Source organism: Mesorhizobium sp. L103C119B0, assembly GCF_000502235.1.
Classification (GTDB): Bacteria; Pseudomonadota; Alphaproteobacteria; order Rhizobiales; family Rhizobiaceae; genus Mesorhizobium.
Map to the genome: position 1 here is coordinate 77,313 of NZ_AYXE01000013.1, position 17,136 is coordinate 94,448.

General features: G+C 63.1%; 21 protein-coding genes. 14 read left to right on the forward strand and 7 right to left on the reverse strand.

Annotated elements, in window-relative coordinates:
• Positions 1–78: 78 nt before the first annotated feature.
• From X728_RS145860 to X728_RS145850, 3 genes are all read left to right on the forward strand, one after another.
• Complete coding sequence (locus X728_RS145860) at positions 79–1,032, forward strand: cation diffusion facilitator family transporter (RefSeq protein ID WP_023710395.1); 954 nt, start codon at positions 79–81, stop codon at positions 1,030–1,032.
• A gap of 77 nt (positions 1,033–1,109) precedes the next feature.
• The gene (locus X728_RS145855) at positions 1,110–1,514 is read left to right on the forward strand and encodes a GFA family protein (RefSeq protein WP_023673210.1); all 405 of its coding nucleotides are present in this window, start codon (positions 1,110–1,112) and stop codon (positions 1,512–1,514) included.
• An 81-nt stretch (positions 1,515–1,595) separates the two neighbouring features.
• Positions 1,596–2,402 carry a class I SAM-dependent methyltransferase gene (locus tag X728_RS145850; RefSeq protein WP_023832246.1) on the forward strand — a complete coding sequence of 269 codons (807 nt, stop codon included), beginning with the start codon at positions 1,596–1,598 and terminating at the stop codon, positions 2,400–2,402.
• Positions 2,403–2,502: 100 nt separating this feature from the next.
• On the opposite strand, the gene X728_RS145845 is transcribed toward X728_RS145850, so the two are convergent.
• Positions 2,503–3,756, reverse strand: coding sequence for a DNA recombination protein RmuC (locus tag X728_RS145845; RefSeq protein WP_023825811.1), 1,254 nt, complete (start codon positions 3,754–3,756; stop codon positions 2,503–2,505).
• Positions 3,757–3,859: 103 nt separating this feature from the next.
• On the opposite strand from X728_RS145845, the gene def reads away from it, so the two are divergent.
• From def to truA, 6 genes are all read left to right on the forward strand, one after another.
• A complete protein-coding gene (gene def / locus X728_RS145840; RefSeq protein ID WP_023673213.1) occupies positions 3,860–4,390 on the forward strand; it encodes a peptide deformylase in 531 nt (176 codons plus the stop codon).
• Between the two features lie 99 nt (positions 4,391–4,489).
• Positions 4,490–4,777: a hypothetical protein gene (locus X728_RS145835; protein ID WP_023696043.1), complete on the forward strand. Its 288-nt coding sequence runs from the start codon at positions 4,490–4,492 to the stop codon at positions 4,775–4,777.
• Positions 4,774–5,199 carry a type II toxin-antitoxin system VapC family toxin gene (locus X728_RS145830; protein WP_023732763.1) on the forward strand — a complete coding sequence of 142 codons (426 nt, stop codon included), beginning with the start codon at positions 4,774–4,776 and terminating at the stop codon, positions 5,197–5,199. The genes X728_RS145835 and X728_RS145830 overlap by 4 nt, the downstream gene beginning before the upstream one ends.
• A 38-nt stretch (positions 5,200–5,237) precedes the next feature.
• Positions 5,238–6,188 (forward strand): methionyl-tRNA formyltransferase, encoded by a 951-nt coding sequence (gene fmt, locus X728_RS145825; RefSeq protein WP_023701972.1) that lies wholly within the window; start codon positions 5,238–5,240, stop codon positions 6,186–6,188.
• Positions 6,185–6,691 carry an N-acetyltransferase gene (locus tag X728_RS145820; protein ID WP_023748255.1) on the forward strand — a complete coding sequence of 169 codons (507 nt, stop codon included), beginning with the start codon at positions 6,185–6,187 and terminating at the stop codon, positions 6,689–6,691. The genes fmt and X728_RS145820 overlap by 4 nt, the downstream gene beginning before the upstream one ends.
• Before the next feature lie 11 nt (positions 6,692–6,702).
• The gene (gene truA / locus X728_RS145815) at positions 6,703–7,458 is read left to right on the forward strand and encodes a tRNA pseudouridine(38-40) synthase TruA (RefSeq protein ID WP_023681338.1); all 756 of its coding nucleotides are present in this window, start codon (positions 6,703–6,705) and stop codon (positions 7,456–7,458) included.
• On the opposite strand, the gene X728_RS145810 is transcribed toward truA, so the two are convergent.
• Both X728_RS145810 and dapE read right to left on the reverse strand, forming a co-directional pair.
• Positions 7,455–8,060 carry a hypothetical protein gene (locus X728_RS145810; RefSeq protein WP_023681339.1) on the reverse strand — a complete coding sequence of 202 codons (606 nt, stop codon included), beginning with the start codon at positions 8,058–8,060 and terminating at the stop codon, positions 7,455–7,457. The two genes, truA and X728_RS145810, sit on opposite strands and share 4 nt — an antisense overlap.
• A 2-nt stretch (positions 8,061–8,062) precedes the next feature.
• Complete coding sequence (gene dapE, locus X728_RS145805; protein WP_023832247.1) at positions 8,063–9,253, reverse strand: succinyl-diaminopimelate desuccinylase; 1,191 nt, start codon at positions 9,251–9,253, stop codon at positions 8,063–8,065.
• A gap of 115 nt (positions 9,254–9,368) precedes the next feature.
• Here dapE and X728_RS145800 point away from each other — a divergent pair, with 115 nt between their 5' ends.
• The gene (locus tag X728_RS145800) at positions 9,369–10,382 is read left to right on the forward strand and encodes a 2-dehydropantoate 2-reductase (RefSeq protein WP_023832248.1); all 1,014 of its coding nucleotides are present in this window, start codon (positions 9,369–9,371) and stop codon (positions 10,380–10,382) included.
• A 58-nt stretch (positions 10,383–10,440) separates the two neighbouring features.
• On the opposite strand, the gene X728_RS145795 is transcribed toward X728_RS145800, so the two are convergent.
• Genes X728_RS145795 through dapD form a run of 3 tightly spaced genes read right to left on the reverse strand, consistent with a single transcriptional unit; the run spans position 10,441 to position 12,488 of the window.
• On the reverse strand, positions 10,441–11,211 hold the full coding sequence (locus tag X728_RS145795) for a hypothetical protein (RefSeq protein ID WP_023673220.1): 771 nt from the start codon (positions 11,209–11,211) through the stop codon (positions 10,441–10,443).
• A gap of 21 nt (positions 11,212–11,232) precedes the next feature.
• On the reverse strand, positions 11,233–11,637 hold the full coding sequence (locus X728_RS145790; protein WP_081725464.1) for a DUF805 domain-containing protein: 405 nt from the start codon (positions 11,635–11,637) through the stop codon (positions 11,233–11,235).
• A complete protein-coding gene (gene dapD, locus X728_RS145785; RefSeq protein WP_023673222.1) occupies positions 11,634–12,488 on the reverse strand; it encodes a 2,3,4,5-tetrahydropyridine-2,6-dicarboxylate N-succinyltransferase in 855 nt (284 codons plus the stop codon). The genes X728_RS145790 and dapD overlap by 4 nt, the downstream gene beginning before the upstream one ends.
• A 148-nt stretch (positions 12,489–12,636) precedes the next feature.
• Between dapD and X728_RS145780 the strand changes: the two genes are divergently transcribed.
• The gene (locus tag X728_RS145780; RefSeq protein WP_023681343.1) at positions 12,637–13,482 is read left to right on the forward strand and encodes an LOG family protein; all 846 of its coding nucleotides are present in this window, start codon (positions 12,637–12,639) and stop codon (positions 13,480–13,482) included.
• 77 nt (positions 13,483–13,559) lie between these two features.
• Here the strand turns inward: X728_RS145780 and X728_RS145775 are convergent, their stop codons facing one another.
• Positions 13,560–14,279, reverse strand: coding sequence for a pyrimidine 5'-nucleotidase (locus tag X728_RS145775; RefSeq protein WP_023687469.1), 720 nt, complete (start codon positions 14,277–14,279; stop codon positions 13,560–13,562).
• A 175-nt stretch (positions 14,280–14,454) separates the two neighbouring features.
• Between X728_RS145775 and X728_RS145770 the strand changes: the two genes are divergently transcribed.
• The 3 genes from X728_RS145770 to X728_RS145765 all read left to right on the forward strand — a co-directional run bounded on the left by X728_RS145770 (position 14,455) and on the right by X728_RS145765 (position 17,000).
• The gene (locus tag X728_RS145770; RefSeq protein WP_023681345.1) at positions 14,455–15,216 is read left to right on the forward strand and encodes a GGDEF domain-containing protein; all 762 of its coding nucleotides are present in this window, start codon (positions 14,455–14,457) and stop codon (positions 15,214–15,216) included.
• Between the two features lie 177 nt (positions 15,217–15,393).
• Positions 15,394–15,564, forward strand: coding sequence for a hypothetical protein (locus X728_RS1000000171080; RefSeq protein WP_023805802.1), 171 nt, complete (start codon positions 15,394–15,396; stop codon positions 15,562–15,564).
• A complete protein-coding gene (locus X728_RS145765; protein ID WP_023832249.1) occupies positions 15,561–17,000 on the forward strand; it encodes a GMC family oxidoreductase in 1,440 nt (479 codons plus the stop codon). The genes X728_RS1000000171080 and X728_RS145765 overlap by 4 nt, the downstream gene beginning before the upstream one ends.
• The last annotated feature ends 136 nt before the right edge of the window (positions 17,001–17,136 follow it).

The following is a 17,136-nucleotide window of genomic DNA, read 5'->3' on the forward strand; positions in this document are numbered from 1 at the left end:
CTGAACGACCGGGCGATTCGTGCGTTGTGATGCCTGTGGAGCTCAGGGGCGTTACATCAGGTTCCTTGGAGGGACAGCATGGCAGCACATGGCGGGTCGAAGACGGTCATCTACGCGGCGCTCGCCGGTAATCTCGCTATTGCTGTGACCAAATTCGTCGCCGCCTTCTTCACCGGCAGCTCGGCGATGCTGTCGGAAGGCGTGCACTCGCTGGTGGATACCGGCAATGGCGGGCTGCTGCTCTACGGCATGCACCGCGCCGCCCGTCCGCCGGACCGCACGCATCCGCTCGGCCATGGCCGCGAGCTTTATTTCTGGAGCTTCATTGTCGCCCTGCTCGTCTTTGCGCTCGGCGCCGGCGTGTCCTTCTATGAAGGCGTCGTCCACATCATGGCGCCTGAGCCGGTCGCCAATCCCAAAATCAACTACATTGTGCTGGGCCTCTCAATGCTGTTCGAGGGCAGCTCCTGGTACGTGGCGCTGAAGGAGTTCCGCCAGCAGAAGGGCAAGCAAGGTTGGCTGCAGGCTGTGCAATCGAGCAAGGATCCGAGCGTCTACACGATCCTGTTCGAGGACAGCGCCGCCCTGCTCGGTCTGTTCGTCGCCTTCGCCGGCATATTGGCGGCCGAACTCCTCGACATGCCCGAACTCGACGGCGTCGCCTCGATCGGCATCGCGATGATCCTCGGCGCCACCGCCATCTTTCTGGCGCGCGAAAGCAAGGGATTGCTCATCGGTGAGCCGGCCTCGCCGGAAGTGCAGGCCAAGGTGCTGACCATCGCCCAGCAGGATCCGGCAGTGCAGCGGGCCAACGGCGTTCTCACCGTCCATCTCGGCCCGCAACAGATCGTCGCTGGGCTGAGCATCGAATTCGAGGACCATCTGACGGCGCCTGAGATCGAAGCCTGTGTCGAGCGCATCGAGGCGCTCTTGAAAAAAGAAATGCCGGAGATCACCAGACTGTTCGTCAAGCCGCAGACGACCGGAACCTGGGAGCACCGGCGCAAGCAGGTCGAGGCGGCGTCGGACTAGTTCTGGACCAGCAGTCCACCGTTGGCGCCATCGCCTGGTCCCGCTAAGATCACCCGACGGATTTCGGAGAATCAACGATGAAAATCGATGGTGGGTGCCATTGCGGCGCCATAACTTATGAAGCAGACGTCGACCCGGAAAAGACCTCTATCTGTCATTGCACCGACTGCCAGCAACTGACCGGTACCGCCTTTCGTGTCACTGTTCCCGCGCCTGAGGATCATTATAGGATCACAAAGGGCACACCGAAGGTTTATATCAAGACGGGATCGAGCGGCGCCAAGCGTGCCCAGGCGTTCTGCGGCGACTGCGGTTCGCATCTTTACGCAACGTCGGTTGGCGACGGGCCGAAGGTCTATGGGATCAGGGCGGGGACCGCGCGGCAACGCGAGGATCTCGTTCCGACCCAACAGAAATGGCACCGATCGGCCCTGCACTGGCTTCCGGAATTCGAGGGCGTAAGCATCGTAGAGGCGCAGTAGCACCTGCCTCCCGGTTAAACGCGGCCCAAACCAGCCAATAATGTGCTAGGCTACCCATCAAACGGATGGCGGGGGATAGCAATGTCGGAAACGGACAAAGTGTTTGCCGGCTCGATTCCGGAAAACTACGACCGCTACATGGTGCCGCTGATCTTCGAGCCGTTCGCCGCGGATTTGGCACGACGGGCAGCGTCCTTGTCGCCCGGCGCCGTCCTGGAAGTCGCCGCCGGCACCGGCGTTGTTACCCGCGCATTGGCTCCAAAACTGTCTCCCGGCGCAAGCTATATCGTGACCGACCTCAACCAGCCTATGCTCGACTACGCGGCCTCGCGACAAGCTCCCGACAGTCGCATACAATGGCGTCAGGCGGATGCTCTGGCGCTGCCGTTCGAAGATGCGGCTTTCGATCTCGTTTGCTGTCAGTTCGGCGCGATGTTCTTTCCCGACCGAGCCGCCGGCTATCGCGAAGCAAAGCGGGTCCTGAAGACCGGCGGCCATTTCCTGTTCAACGTGTGGGATCGCATTGAAGAGAATGTATTCGCCAGTGATGTGACGAATGCTCTTGCGGAGATTTTTCCGAACGATCCGCCCCGCTTTCTCGCCCGCACGCCGCACGGCTACAATGACACTGCATTGATCCGCGGCGAGTTGGAAGCCGCAGGTTTCTCCCGTGTGGTGATCGACACGAGGGCCGAACAAAGCCGTGCCTCCTCGCCGCGCCTTCCGGCGGTTGCCTATTGCCAGGGAACTCCGCTTCGCAACGAAATCGAGGCCAGAGGAAAACTGGAAGCCGCAACCGATCACGCCGCGTCCGTGATTGCAGCCAGACACGGCAGCGGCGAGGTTGCGGCCAAGATCCAGGCGCACGTGATGGTGGCTACGGTCTAATGCATGTTGCCCAGAAGTGAGCCGCGGTTCTGGGACAACGACATTCATCAAAACAAAGACTTAAAGCGCGTCGTATGAATCCGTTTCAGCGCGACGCACTTTAATCGTCGCCTTCGACGACACGTAGCCTGAGCTGCCCCGTCTTGGAATCCGCCACCCGCACCCCGGCTTCGGCCTTGGCGGGTCCGCCACCGCGCACTTCGGCTTCGTTTTCGCCAAACTCCAGCGCTTCGATCTTTTGGCCGCGCTTGGTCACCTTCGACGTCGACACCAGTATCTCGTCGATATCCTTGGCCGACTGGCCAAAATGCGTCTGCAACCGGCGCACGCGTTCGTCGACGCGCGCGACGTCCTCCATCAGCCGGATCACCTCGCCCTGGATCAGATGCGCCTGTTCGCGCATGCGGGCGTCCTTGAGGATGGCCTGGATGACCTGGATCGACAGCATCAAAAGCGACGGTGAGACGATGATGACACGCGCCCGGTGCGCCTTCTGGACCACGGCGTCGAAATTCTCGTGGATTTCGGCGAACACCGATTCGGACGGCACGAACATGAAGGCGGTGTCCTGCGTCTCGCCCTGGATCAGGTATTTTTCCGAGATATCGCGGACGTGAATTTCGATGTCGCGGCGGAAAGCCTGGGCCGCGATCTTCTGGTGTTCGGCGCCATCGGCGGCGCGGATGGCGTTCCAGGCTTCCAGCGGAAACTTGGCGTCGATGGCAAGCTGCGGCGCACCGTTCGGCATCCTGACCAGGCAGTCGGGACGGCTGCCGTTTGACAGCGTTGCCTGGAACTCGTAGGCGCCCATCGGAAGGCCGTCGGCGACGATCGCCTCCATGCGCGACTGGCCGAAGGCGCCGCGCGTCTGCTTGTTGCACAGGATCGCCTGCAATTGCACGACCTGGCCGGCCAGCGACTGAATGTTGCCTTGCGCGGTGTCGATGACCGCCAGCCGTTCCTGCAGTTTGGCGAGGCTCTCATGCGTCGATTTGGTCTGTTCGGTCATGGTTTGACCGAGCCTGCCGGTCATGGCGTCGAGGCGCTGGCCGATCGACTGGTTGAGTTCGGCCTGCCTTGCGCCGAACACGTCGGCGATGGCGCCCATGCGGCCCTGCATCTCGGCCTGGCTTTGCAAAATGCCGGCCATCCGCGCCTCGGCGTCGCGGGCGTGGTCGGCGGCTTCCGCCGCGGCGATGGTGCGCGCCTTGGCCGATCGCCACAGCGCCACGACAAGCGCCAGGAACAGGCCGAGAAACACCAGCGCGCCGAGGGCCAGTGCATGGCCGAGCGTGATCGTCGTGGCGCCAAGCCGGGCAACGGGTTCGGAAAGGATGGTGCTCAGGTCGTTCATCCCGCCAGCATAGCCGATTCGCAGACCTGGCACAGATCAAAACGTGAACGAGACCGATTCGCACCGGTTGACGCTTCTCCTGCGACGTTTTAGGTGAGGCGCCATGTCGATCAAGCCGCTCATCATCCTTCCCGATCCCATCCTGCGCCAGGTTTCCAAACCAGTCGAACGCGTCGACGCGCCTTTGCGCAAACTGGCCGACGACATGCTGGCGACGATGTATGATGCGCCGGGCATCGGTTTGGCCGCAATCCAGATCGGCGAGCCGCTGCGCATGCTGGTCATCGACCTCGCCAAAGAAGACGAGCCGCCGGCGCCGCATGTCTTCATCAATCCCGAAATCCTCGAAAGCGCCGACGCCCGCTCGGTCTACGAGGAAGGCTGCCTGTCGATCCCGGACTATTACGCCGAGGTCGAGCGTCCCGCCTCGGTGCGCGTGAAATATCTCGACCGCGACGGCAAGCTGCAGGAGATCGAGGCCGAAGGCCTGATGGCGACTTGCCTGCAGCACGAGATCGACCATCTCAACGGTGTGCTGTTCATCGACCACATCTCGAAGCTGAAGCGCGACATGGTGGTCAAGAAGTTCAAGAAGCTCGCCAAGGACAAGGCGCCGGGCAAGCTGGTGGGATAGGCCCTGCTTTCGGCGACTCGCACAAAATCCCGTCTCGACCCGCCCCTATTGAGAGACGCTTCCTAGCGTGATATCATTGATATCAGACTGGAGACTCAGATGGGCGATATGTTGATCAGAGATATTCCCGAGCCGTTGAAGCGTGAAATCGAGCATGCGGCACGCAAGGGCGGCCAAAGCCTCTCGATCAAGGCGATCGATTTATTGCGAAAAGGCATGGTTGCGGAAAAAGAAGGCAAGGCCGAGCCTGGACTCACGGCTTGGGATGCGATTCGCGCTGCCTTCGCCTCGGAAAATGCAATCAGCGACGAATTTGCGCAGATGATGGATGAGATCGAAGCGGAACGGAAACGCGACTTTGGCCGCACCATTGAGAATTTCGAGTGATAATCCTCGATACCAATGTCGTCTCGGAAGCGAGCCGGCCCGCGCCCGATCCAAACGTCGCTAAGTGGTTTCGCAGACAGGACCTGCTCGACCTCTATCTCTGCGGTCCTGTTGTCATGGAGCAGTCCTTTGGAGCCGAAAGGTTTCTCAACAAGACCGGCTCGGACCGCCACGTCCGTGCACTTGACCACCTGGTTTCGAAGCAGTTTTCGGGACGTGTCGTCGAATTTGCCGGTCCCATTCCCCGTCTGGCGGGCAAGCTCCGGGCAATGCGGGAAACTATCGGCCGGCCGATCAGCCTTTCCGATGCCATGATCGCTGCCATCTGCCTGTCGCACGACGCTATGCTGGCGACGCGCAATATTAAGGACTTCGAAGAGCTTGACCTCAAGATCGTAAACCCGTTTGAAGCAGACGCTTGAGCGGACTGCCGCGCGCAGAACAGGATACTGGACGAAAAATGCCGCTTCGCGTCATCTTCATGGGCACGCCGGAGTTTTCGGTGCCGGTGCTGCGCGCGATTGCCGAGGCCGGGCACGAGATAGCAGCCGTCTACACCCAGCCGCCGCGCGCCGCGGGCCGCCGCGGGCTGGAGCTGACACCGTCGCCGGTGCAGCGCGAGGCTGAGCGGCTGGGCATCGAAGTGCGCACGCCGCTGTCGCTGAAGGGCGAGGCCGAGCAAGCTGCTTTCCATGCGTTGCGTGCCGATGTCGCGGTCGTCGTCGCGTATGGTTTGCTGTTGCCGAAGGGTATTTTGGAGGCTCCGCGCCTCGGCTGCCTCAACGGCCACGCCTCGCTTTTGCCGCGTTGGCGTGGTGCAGCTCCCATCCAGCGCGCCATTATGGCCGGCGACGTCGAAACCGGCATGATGGTGATGCGCATGGAAGAGGGCCTGGACACCGGTCCGGTGGCACTGGTTGAAAAATGCGCCATAGAGCCCGACATGACCGCCGGCGATCTGCACGACCGCTTGATGAATATTGCTGCCACGCTGATGGTGGAAGCGCTGTCCCGATTGGAGACAAATACCCTGGCATCGACTTTGCAGGCGGCTGACAGGGTGACCTACGCCAGGAAAATCGATAAGTCGGAGACACGTGTGGACTGGACGCGCCCGGCTGCGGAGGTCCACAATCACATTCGCGGCCTGTCGCCATTCCCGGGCGCCTGGTGCGAGGCCGACATCGGCGGCCGCACGGAACGGCTGAAACTGCTTCGCTCGACCCTTTCTGAAGGTACGCTTTCTGAAAGCATGGGCGAGTCGGGAGGAATTCTCGATGACCGGCTGACGGTCGCCTGCGGGTCGGGCGCGGTCAGGCTGGTCGAAGTTCAACGGGCGGGCGGAAAGCCCGCTGCCGCGCAGGAGTTTCTGCGCGGGGCCAAGATCGAAAAGGGAATGAAGTTCTCATGAGCATGATGTCGATACGCGGCGCGACGCCGCGGGACCGCGAGGCCATACGCCTGGTCGAGGAACACGCATTCGGCCAGCAGGCGGAGGCCGGGCTGGTCGACGCTCTGGTCACCGGCGGCGACGCCGTTGTCGAACTGGTGGCGGAAGAAGACGGCCAGGTGGTCGGCCACATCCTGTTTTCCAGGCTGTTCGTCCAGAACGGCGGCAAGCAGTTTGCAGCCGTGGCGCTGGCGCCGTTGGCGGTGGAACCTTCGTTCCACGGCTCGGGCATTGGCGGTGCGCTGATCCGCGAGGCGCATATCCGCCTCAGGGATGGCGGCGAGACGCTCGCCGTTGTGTTGGGCGATCCGGCCTATTACGGCCGCTTCGGCTACAATCATGCGCGCGCCGAAATGTTCGAGAGCGAATATCAGGGCGAAGCGCTGCAGGCGCTGGCCTGGGGTGACGCACCCGAAAAAGGCAAACTGGTCTACGCCCAGGCCTTTACCGCACTCGCCGCCTGAACGAAGGGTGTATGCCGCGTTTTCGTCTCGATATCGAATATGACGGCAGCCTCTTCGCCGGCTGGCAACACCAGGCGGATCAGCCTTCGGTGCAGCAGGCGATAGAGCAGGCGATCGAGAAATTCTGCGGTGAGGCGGTGCGGATACGCGCCGCCGGCCGCACCGACGCCGGCGTGCATGCGACCGCCCAGGTGGCGCATGTCGACCTCGCCAAGGCATGGCCAAACGACAAGGTGCGCGACGCCGTCAACGCGCACCTGCAGGCGGCAGGCGCGCGCATCGCCATCCTGCAGGCCACGGTTGTCCCCAATGAGTTCGACGCCCGTTTCTCGGCCACCGGACGCCACTATCTCTACCGCATCCTCAACCGGCGCGCGCCTGCAGCGATGGAAAAGGGCAAGGTCTGGTGGGTGCCGAAGCGGCTCGATGCGGACGCCATGCACGAAGCGGCGAAAGTCCTGCTCGGCCGACATGACTTTACCACCTTCCGCTCGACGCAATGCCAGGCCAACAGTCCGGTGCGGACGCTGGAGCGGCTCGATGTAAGCCGCCAGGGCGACCTGATCGAAGTCAGGGCCTCGGCGCGCTCTTTCCTGCACAACCAGGTGCGCTCCATGGTCGGTTCGCTGAAACGCGTCGGCGACGGCGGCTGGACCGCCGCCGACCTCAAGGCCGCGCTCGCGGCGCAAGACCGCGCCGCCTGCGGCCAGGTGGCGCCGCCCGACGGGCTTTTTCTCGTCGGTGTAGACTATCCGGAAAAGTTCTAGGCCGGAGCGGCGGTCGGCACAGTGATGCCGAGCAGCGCCACCAGGCCGAACAAGACGGCCAGAGACACCACCAACATGCCTGCGAACACGGCACTGCCGACAGCCGCGCCCTTGCCGATCGCGGCGTTGGTCATCCGCCAGGTGAGTACCAGCGACAGCACCACCAGAACCAGCCACACCAATTCGGCAACCGGGTTGCCGGACGGCAGGAAAAGCCTGATCAGCGCTGAAGGCAGCAGCATCCAGGCGGTGATCGCTGACGCCCAGTTGCTGGCGACGACATAGTGGACGAAGCGGTCGCCGATGCCGGCGCGCGATGCGACCAGGGCAAGCACAACCAGGGGCAGCAGCCACGAGCCGAGGTCGACGGTCGCCAGGCGAACCAACATGCCCAGCCGACCTGCGAACGCATTGGGATCGCCGATCTCGTTGGCCGTGCCGACCCAGCCGACGATCATCGCCGGCGCGGCGACGACGATGGCGAAGAAGGAATTCCAGAAGCCGTCCGCCGAAAGGTCGAGCAGCCGCAAGCCGTCGGCCTTTCCGAGCATCAGCCGCCAGGCGCCGTTAAGCGATGAAGAGGTCTCGTCAACCGAAAGCATGATCAGCCCTGCTCGAACCAGTCATCGATGAAGCGCTGGTAGATTTGGGTCAGCGTCTCGAGGTCGGCCAGTGCGACGCGCTCGTCGACCATGTGCATGGTCTTGCCGACGAGGCCGAACTCGACCACCGGGCAATAGTCCTTGATGAAACGCGCATCCGAGGTTCCGCCCGAGGTGGACAGCGCCGGCTCCTTGCCGACCGTCGCCTTGATCGAGCCGCGCAGCGTCTCGATCAGCTTGTCGTCGCGCGTCAGGAAGACATGGCTCGGCCGGTCGCGCCAGATCAGCTCGTAGTCGACCGGCGTCTTGCCGGTCCGGTATTTCTTGCGCTTCGCCGCCTGGTCGAGGCGGTTATGGATCTCGGCCTGCACCGTCTCGGCAGTCCATGTGTCGTTGAAGCGGATGTTGAAGGTGGCTGTCGCCTTGGCCGGAATAACATTGGTCGCCGGGTTGCCGACATCGATCGAGGTCACTTCCAGATTGGTCGGCTGAAAATCCTTCGTGCCCTTGTCGAAGACGGGCGACAGCAAGGCGTCGACCAGGCTGATCAGGCCGCGCACCGGATTGTCGGCGAGCAATGGATAGGCGACATGGCCCTGGCGGCCGTTGACCGTGACACTGCCCGACATCGAGCCACGCCGGCCGATCTTGATCATGTCGCCGAGCGTGTCCGGATTGGTGGGCTCGCCGACGATCGCGGCGTCCCATTTCTCGCCCCTGGCCGCCGCCCAGTCGAGCAGTTTTGTCGTCCCGTTGATCGCCGGCCCCTCCTCGTCGCCGGTGATCAGCAGCGAGACCGAGCCTTTCGGACCACCCTTTTTCTCGACATGGCGCGCCACGGCGGCGATGAAACAGGCGATGCCGCCCTTCATGTCGACGGCGCCGCGGCCGTACATTTCGCCCCTGGCGATCTCGGCGGCAAAGGGCGGATGCGTCCACGACGCCTCGTCGCCCGCCGGCACCACGTCGGTATGGCCGGCAAACATCAGATGCGGCCCATTGCCGGAGCGGCGCGCGTAGAGGTTCTCGATGTCGGGGGTGCCGTCTTCGGAAAACACCGGGCGTTCGACGAAAAAGCCGAGCGGCTTCAGCATGCCTTCCAGGGCAGCCAGCGCGCCGCCCTCGGCGGGCGTTACGGAGGCGCAGCGTATGAGGGTCGCGAGGTTGGCGGCGGGATCGGTCGGCAGTTTCATGGGCAAAGCGATAGTCGAAAGCGAAAGGCCTGTCACGGCCAGAGATGATGACCGGTCCTGCCGCCGACATTATGGTTTTCATGTCGTATAGTGCAGGCCAACACGAGATAATCGCATGGCCAACGCCGAAAAGACCATCGTCATTGCCGGCGCCGGCAGCATCGGCTGCTATGTCGGCGGTTGCCTGGCGCTGGCCGGACGCAAGGTGTTGTTTTTGGCGCGGCCAGGCATAGCGACGGCCTTGCTGGACGGTGGCCTGCGCATCACCGATCTCGATGGTCGCGACCGATCCATGCGGCCGGAGTCCGTCACCACCGATCCCGCCGCTGCCCTCGCCAGCGCCGACGTGGTGCTGGTGACGGTCAAGAACGGCGCTACCGAGGAGATGGCGTCGCTTGTTGCCGGACATGCGCGCGGCGATGTCGTGGTGGTCAGCCTGCAGAACGGCGTCGGCAATGCCGACCGGTTACGCGCCGGGCTCGGTGGACGGACTGTGCTCGCCGGCATGGTGCCGTTCAATGTCGTCCAGTCGGCCATAGGCAATTTGCCGCTTCACGTGCATCGCGCCAGCGACGGCAAGGTCATGATCGAAGATGGCGTGACCGGCCTTGCCGGCCTTCTCGGTGTCGAAGGGCTTGGCGTGGAAACCCATCCCGACATGAAAGCCGTTCAGTGGGGCAAGCTGCTGATCAACCTCAACAACGCGCTTGTCGCCTTGTCCGGCCTGCCGCTGGCGAGCGAACTTGCCGACCGCCGCTGGCGGCGGATCCTGGCCGGTCAGATCGACGAGGCCCTGGCGGCGATGAAGGCGTTACATATCGCGCCGGCGCGAATCGGCGGCTTGCATCCCGTCCTGCTGCCGAAACTGCTCCGGCTGCCGGACTGGCTGTTCCGGCTGGTCGCCCGCCGCATGCTCGCCATCGACCCGCAGGCGCGTTCGTCGATGTGGGACGACCTCCAGCGTGGTCGGCCGACCGAGATCGGTGACCTGCAGGGGGCCGTCCTGAGCCTCGCCGAAAAGGCCGGCACGCCGGCGCCTCTGCTGAAGCGGGTCACCGCGCTGGTGCGGCAGGCCGAGCGGGAAAAGCGCGGCTCACCCGGGCTGACGCCGGAAACCGTCACTGGATAGTCTACTTGCCGCGAGCCTCGGGCCTTGGCCCGCAAAACAGGCGCGTGGGCCCGCCGCGTCACAGCTTTGGTGCGCGCCTCGGAGCCGGCGCTTTGCTCGCCGGGCCTGGCGCCGGCACGGGCTGCGCCGCCGGGTGGTTCTCGATCAGCGTGATCTTCTGCCAGATCTTGCGCGACAGGTTGGACGCCAGGTTCTCGACGTCGTTGACGCCGTCGATGACCACATCGTCATTGACGGACTGCGCAAACAGCGCCGCGATCTTGCCGGTGATCGACAGCATTTCCGAGCAATAGTCGAGGTAGCGCGCCAGGTCGGCGGCATTGGTGATGCGAGCCGGCGAATGCGCGGTCGGCCTGAAATTGGCGGACAATGCTGCCGGATCCTTGGTCAGCTGGTGCATGTCGATGACATGGATCAGCGATCTCAACCCATGCAGCTGGCGAAACACCCGCTTGCGCTTGATGCGCTCCTCGGTGCGGATCAGCGCCAGCAGGCCGAGCACGGCAAGGATCATCATGTTGATCGTGGCTTCGATGCCTTGCACCGACTGCACCGCATCGTCGGCCTGCGAGATATGGATGAGCGGCAGGATGGTGCCGACGAACAGGAAGATCAGCGCGCCGGCGGCAACAGCGGCGACGATGGCGCCGCGCAGCCACCAGATCGGCGCTTCCAGCGCCTGCGCCGCCTTGGCCAGGTCGCGCGACAGCGACACCAGTTCGGCGGCGACGCCGCGCAGGCCGGCATCGGGAAAACGCTCGGCGACGCGCTCTTCCAGCCGCTCGGCGGTGTCGATGATCAGTTTCGGATCAAGCGTGCGGTAGCGCATGGCGAGATATCCGGTCGGCGCTCATGGTTCAGCCGGCGCGTTGCTGCGTTTGCCGTAGCGGTTCGGACCGGGGTCACCGCGGAAACACGCTAGAACGATGAGAAGAATGGGGCCGATGATAAGAGAGATCAACGCGTAATAAGTCGGCTTGCCGAAATCATGAAACCGCTTTGCGGTTACCGCAAAGCTCGACCATGTCGAGATCAGCAAAACGACCCAGAACACAAGTGCCCAGTTCTGGCTGGTTGCGGTGCCGGGTTCCAGTCTCGACAACTGGTAGAGCGGGAAAAACTGTGCAAGCACCAGCAGCAGCCCGGCGAGCACGTAGGCACTTGGGCTGACGCGCCCTGAGAGGCTGAAGAAAAGCCAGGGAAGTGGTGGTGTGTTGGGCAATCTGGAGCGCTCTGGTTGCTCGGACAGGATCAATCACGCAGCAGTTCGTTGATCGAGGTTTTCGACCGGGTCTTGGCATCGACGCGCTTGACGATGACGGCGCAGTAGAGGCCAGGGCCCGGCTCGTTGTTCGGAAAGGCCTTGCCCGGCATCGAGCCGGCGACGACGACCGAATTCGGCGGCACCTCGCCATAAAACACTTCGCCGGTGGCGCGGTCGACGATCTTGGTCGATTGGCCGATGAACACACCCATTCCGAGCACCGAGCCTTCGCGCACGATGCAGCCCTCGACCACTTCGGAGCGCGCGCCGATGAAGCAATTGTCCTCGATGATGGTCGGGCCGGCCTGCATCGGCTCCAGCACCCCGCCGATGCCGACGCCGCCCGAGAGGTGCACATTCTTGCCGATCTGGGCGCAGGAGCCGACCGAGGCCCAGGTGTCGACCATGGTGCCGCTATCGACATAGGCGCCGACATTGACGAAGGACGGCATCAGCACCGCGCCCGGCGCGACATAGGCAGAACGGCGCACGATCGAAGACGGCACGGCGCGGAAGCCTGCCTTCTCGAAATCGACCGCGCTCCAGCCGTCGAACTTCGACGCCACCTTGTCCCACCAGACCGCCTGGCCGGGGCCGCCCTTGATGATCTCCATCGGATAGAGCCGGAACGAGAGCAGCACCGCCTTCTTCAGCCATTGGTTGACATGCCATTTGCCATCGGCCTGGCGCTCGGCAACGCGCACGGTGCCACGGTCGAGCAGGTCGAGTGAGGACTGGATGGCGTCGCGCGTTTCGCCCCGGGTCGCGGTCGAAATCGTGTCGCGCTCCTCGAAGGCCTTCTCGATCGTCTTTTCGAGGCTGGCCAGATCAGGCTTCGACATGAATTCGCTCCGTTACCACGCTGTTAAGGCCGTCGGACTTAACCTTGTTTTGAAAGTCGCGCGGACCCTATGTTAAGGCGTATTGGGGGTCAATCGCGCGTGCGCCATGGGACGGCGCAAGTGAACTGTTGGGACGGGTAGAAAGCATATGACTCCTATGGAAAAGGCGGGATGGACGCCGCTGCCGCATTCGGACGAGGATCTGGAGCGCTCGAAAAGCGTGCCCGACACGCCGCAGACTCGCGCCGAAACCTACCGGCTGGCCTGGAACGATCCCGACTTCATGACGCGCCGGGAGTTGCGCGCTGTGCGCTTGCAGCTTGAGCTCTTGAAGCCCGAAATGATCCTGGCCGAGCGCGGCATCCGCTCGACGGTGATCCTGTTCGGCGGCGCGCGTATTCCCGAGCCCGGCGGCGAGGCCTGGGCCGCCAAGAACGAGACGCAGAAGAAAAACCTCGAGGAAAACAGCAAATATTACGAGGAGGCGCGCAAATTCGCCCGCCTCTGCTCACAGCAATCGGCCACGTCCTACTACCGCGAATTCGTCGTCGTCACCGGTGGCGGCCCAGGCGTGATGGAGGCGGGAAATCGCGGCGCCGACGATGTCGGCGCGCCGTCGATCGGCCTCAACATCGTCCTGCCGCACGAGCAGGCGCCGAACGCCTATGTGACCCCGGAGCTGTGCTTCAACTTCCACTATTTCGCCATCCGCAAAATGCATTTCGTGATGCGCGCCAAGGCCGTCGCGGTGTTTCCGGGCGGCTTCGGCACCATGGACGAGTTCTTCGAGACGCTGACGCTGATCCAGACCGGCCGCATGGAACGCGTGCCGGTGATCCTGTTCGGCAAGGCGTTCTGGCAGCGCGCGATCGACCTCGATTTCCTGGCCGAACAAGGCACCATCACGCCCGGCGACCAGGATATCATCGACTTTGTCGACACCGCCGACGAGGCCTGGGGGATCATCAGCCGCTTCTACAAGTTGGGGGAGTAGGGGAACCGGGAATTGAGGAACTGAAGAATTGAGGAAAAGGAGGTCCGGATCGGTCTTCCTTTCACCAGTTCTATTCTTCAGCTCCTCAATTCCTCCACCCCCTCCACTATCCCCGTCAGAAACGTCGCCAGATCGTCGGTGACGAAATCGACGTCGTCCTCATTGGCCGGATCGCGTTCCCAGATTTCGGCAAAGGTCGGCTCGAAATTGCGCGGCACCACCAGCACCGTGGTCATGCCCAGTGATTTCGGCACCTCGAGGTTGCGGGCGAGATCCTCGAACATCACCGCATTGTGTCCGGTGACGGCGTGCAGTTCGGCAAACTTCTCATAGGTCTGCCGCGACGGCTTCGGCGTCAGTCCGGCGGCGACGATATCGAAAATGTCGTCGAAATGGTCGAGTATGCCGAGCTGGCGCGCGGTGCGCTCGGCGTGCCTGCGGTCGCCATTGGTGAAGATGAACTTGCGGCCGGGCAGCTGGCGGATAGCGGTGCCCAGCACCGGATCCGGCACCAGCCACGAATAGTCGATATCATGCACCTTTTCGAGAAAATCGTCGGGGTCGATGCCGTGACGCGTCATCAGCCCGTTCAGCGTCGTGCCATATTCGAGATAGAGTTCCTTCTGCAGCTTGCGCGCTTCCTCGCGCGGCAGCGTGAGCAGTTCTCCGACATAGGCCGTCATCTTGACGTCGATCTGCGAAAACAGATTCGAATGGTGCGGATAAAGCGTGTTGTCGAGGTCGAACACCCAGTCGGTGACATGGGCGAAGCGGGCGGGATCGGGCAGCGTGGTCATGGCGTCCTTATGGCATGAAATATCTGCCGTTCGAACCCCTTTCTGATGTAGAGCTTATCCACAACCTATGTGCATCTAGAGTTGTAAAAATGGGCTCACCATTCAAATTTTAGCCATCACGGAAAGGTGGCCTTCAGGGCTTGCTGGCACAGAGACGGTTCAGTGGGAGCCAGCGATGAGTCGCATAGTCTTAAAGTCCGCCGCGGTCGCATTCGGCTCGGTAGCCATCTCGCTTTTGCTGACGCTGATCATCGTTCCCGCCATGGGTTTTCCGGTCGACCGCACTGTCTGGCTGACATCGACGGTGTGCCCGCTGGCGCTCGCCTGGATCGCCTGCGCCAGCACCTTCTGGCAGAGCGACCGACTGAAAAACGCGCATCGCGATCTCGCCCGCGCGCATGCCCAGCTCGCCGCCGCGCATCGGCGCCTGTCGGCGAAGGCGAGCCGCGACGACATGACCGGCATGCTCAACCGCGAGAGCTTCTTTGCCGCGTTGGACGGCTCGCGGCGCAAATCCGATCGCGGCGCGCTGCTGATCATCGACGCCGACCATTTCAAGGCGATCAACGACAGTTTCGGCCATCTGACCGGCGATGACGCACTGGTGTTGATCGCCAGCGCCATCGAGCGCGGCGTCCGCAGCGGCGACGTGCTCGGCCGCATTGGCGGTGAGGAGTTCGGCGCCTTCCTGGTCGGCGCTACGGAAGCCGAAGCCCGGCGCGTGGCCGAGCGCATCCGCCGTGAAGTCGAGCTGGTCCGCTTTCGTCCGGTCGACGAGCGCACGGTGCCGCTGACCGTCTCGATCGGCGGCATCACCTGTGCGCAAGATGCCGATGTCTCGGACCTGATGCGCGCCGCCGACCGCCGGCTCTACGAGGCCAAGCACCGCGGCCGCAATTTGTCGATCCTCGACCGGGACATTTCCGAAGCTGCCTAGGTGTTGGTGGTGGGGCTGTTAACGGTTCGCCAACATTGTTTCCACGCAACTGCGCCGTTTACCGGGTTGTAACTCGTTTACAGGCAAGGCTTGGCACGGGAATGGCATGTCTGGCCGGTACCTGTGCCGTTCAGGGAACGCCATGCGTGGATCGAAGCCCCCATCCAGAGACGTGTCATGAGTTTCTTCATCAGGAAAATATCGCGCCGCACCATCGTGCAGGCGCTGATTGCGATGCCGGCGCTACAGCTTTTTCGCAAGCAGCCTGACAGCGACCGCCCCCCGGCCGATCCCGACGTGATCGTCGTGGTCAATGGCTGGATCCTGAAGCGGAGCGACCTGGCATGATCTTCGACAGCTATGAGGCGTTTCGAGCCTCGGATTTCAAGCCCAAGGTCTGCATTCTCGGCTCCGGGCCGGCCGGCACCACCATTGCCAGAAAGCTCGGCGCCGCCGGCATTCCGGTCGTGGTGCTGGAGGCCGGCGCACGCGAATTCAGCGACGAGTCGCAGGATTTCTACCGCGGCTCCACGGTCGGCGATCAATATTTCGATCTCGACATCACCCGGCTGCGCTTCATGGGCGGGTCGTCGAACCACTGGGCCGGCTGGTGCCGCGTGCTCGACAAGCAGGACTTTGAGCCCAAGGCATGGGCGCCGGACACCGGCTGGCCAATCGCCCGGACCGACATCGAGCCCTATCTGTCCGAGCTGCACGACATACTCGAGCTTCCCGACTTCAAGCCCGATGTGCCGATTTCAGACGACATACGCTGGGTGCAGCTGATCAAGAGCCCGGCCGTGCGCTTTGGCGAGAAATTCTCCGACGAGCTCGACAAGAGCAAGAACATAGCGCTCGTGCTCAACACCTATGCCACCGAACTTGCCGGGGACGGCAAACGAGTGACCGGCGCCAGGCTGTGGTCGAACGGCAAGGATGCCGGCGCCTTCAGCGCCGATTATTTCATCGTCTGCGCCGGCGGGCTGGAGAATTCGCGGCTGCTTCTATGGTCGAACCAGCGCTCGAATGGCGGCGTGGTGCCGAACGCCACGGCACTTGGCCGCTACTGGATGGAGCACCCGACCTTCGAGGGCGGCAATGCCATCCTGGCCGATTACAGCGAGTTCGAGGTCGATGCCGTCAACGAGGCGTTCTTCTCGCCGACGCTCGCCGCCATGGAGCGGCTGCAGATCATGAATTTCGGCATACGCCTGATCGAGACGCCCTATGCCGGCGTCAAGAGCCTGATTGCCGACCTTGCCTGCACCGCGCCCGAGGCCGCCGAATGGGTCGCCTACCAGCTCAGCCAGAACCTGCGCTGCGCCGCCCAGCTCTACGTCGCCTGGGAACAGGCGCCGCTGGCCTCGAACCATATCGAATTGTCGAAGACCGATGTCGACCGTGCCGGCGTGCCGCGCATCGAGCTGCACTGGAAGAAGTCGCCGTTGGAGCGCCGCACCATCCTCGAGGGGCTCAAGCTGTTCGGAACGACGCTGATCGAGAAGGACCTCGGCCGCGTCCGCATCATGGACTGGCTGACCAATGGCGAGGACTACCCGACGGATGAGGAACTGGCCGGCCACCACCACATGGGCGGCACGCGCATGGGCACCGATATCACCAAGAGCGTGGTCGACGCCAACTGCAAGGTGCACGGCATGGACAATCTCTATGTCGGCGGCTCGTCGGTGTTCTGCACGTCGGGCGAATGCAACCCGACGACGACAATCACCGCACTTGCCTGCCGGCTAGGCGACCATCTGACCAAAGTAATCACGGTGTGACGAAGTCATCCACGGTGTGACGAAGTCATTACCGTCTGATGTCAAAAAAGCGAACGGCGCGACAGGATTGCTGCCGGCGCTAACCATGCCTTGGTGTCGAAACCCTCGGAAATCAGCGCCAACGAGATCTCCCTCC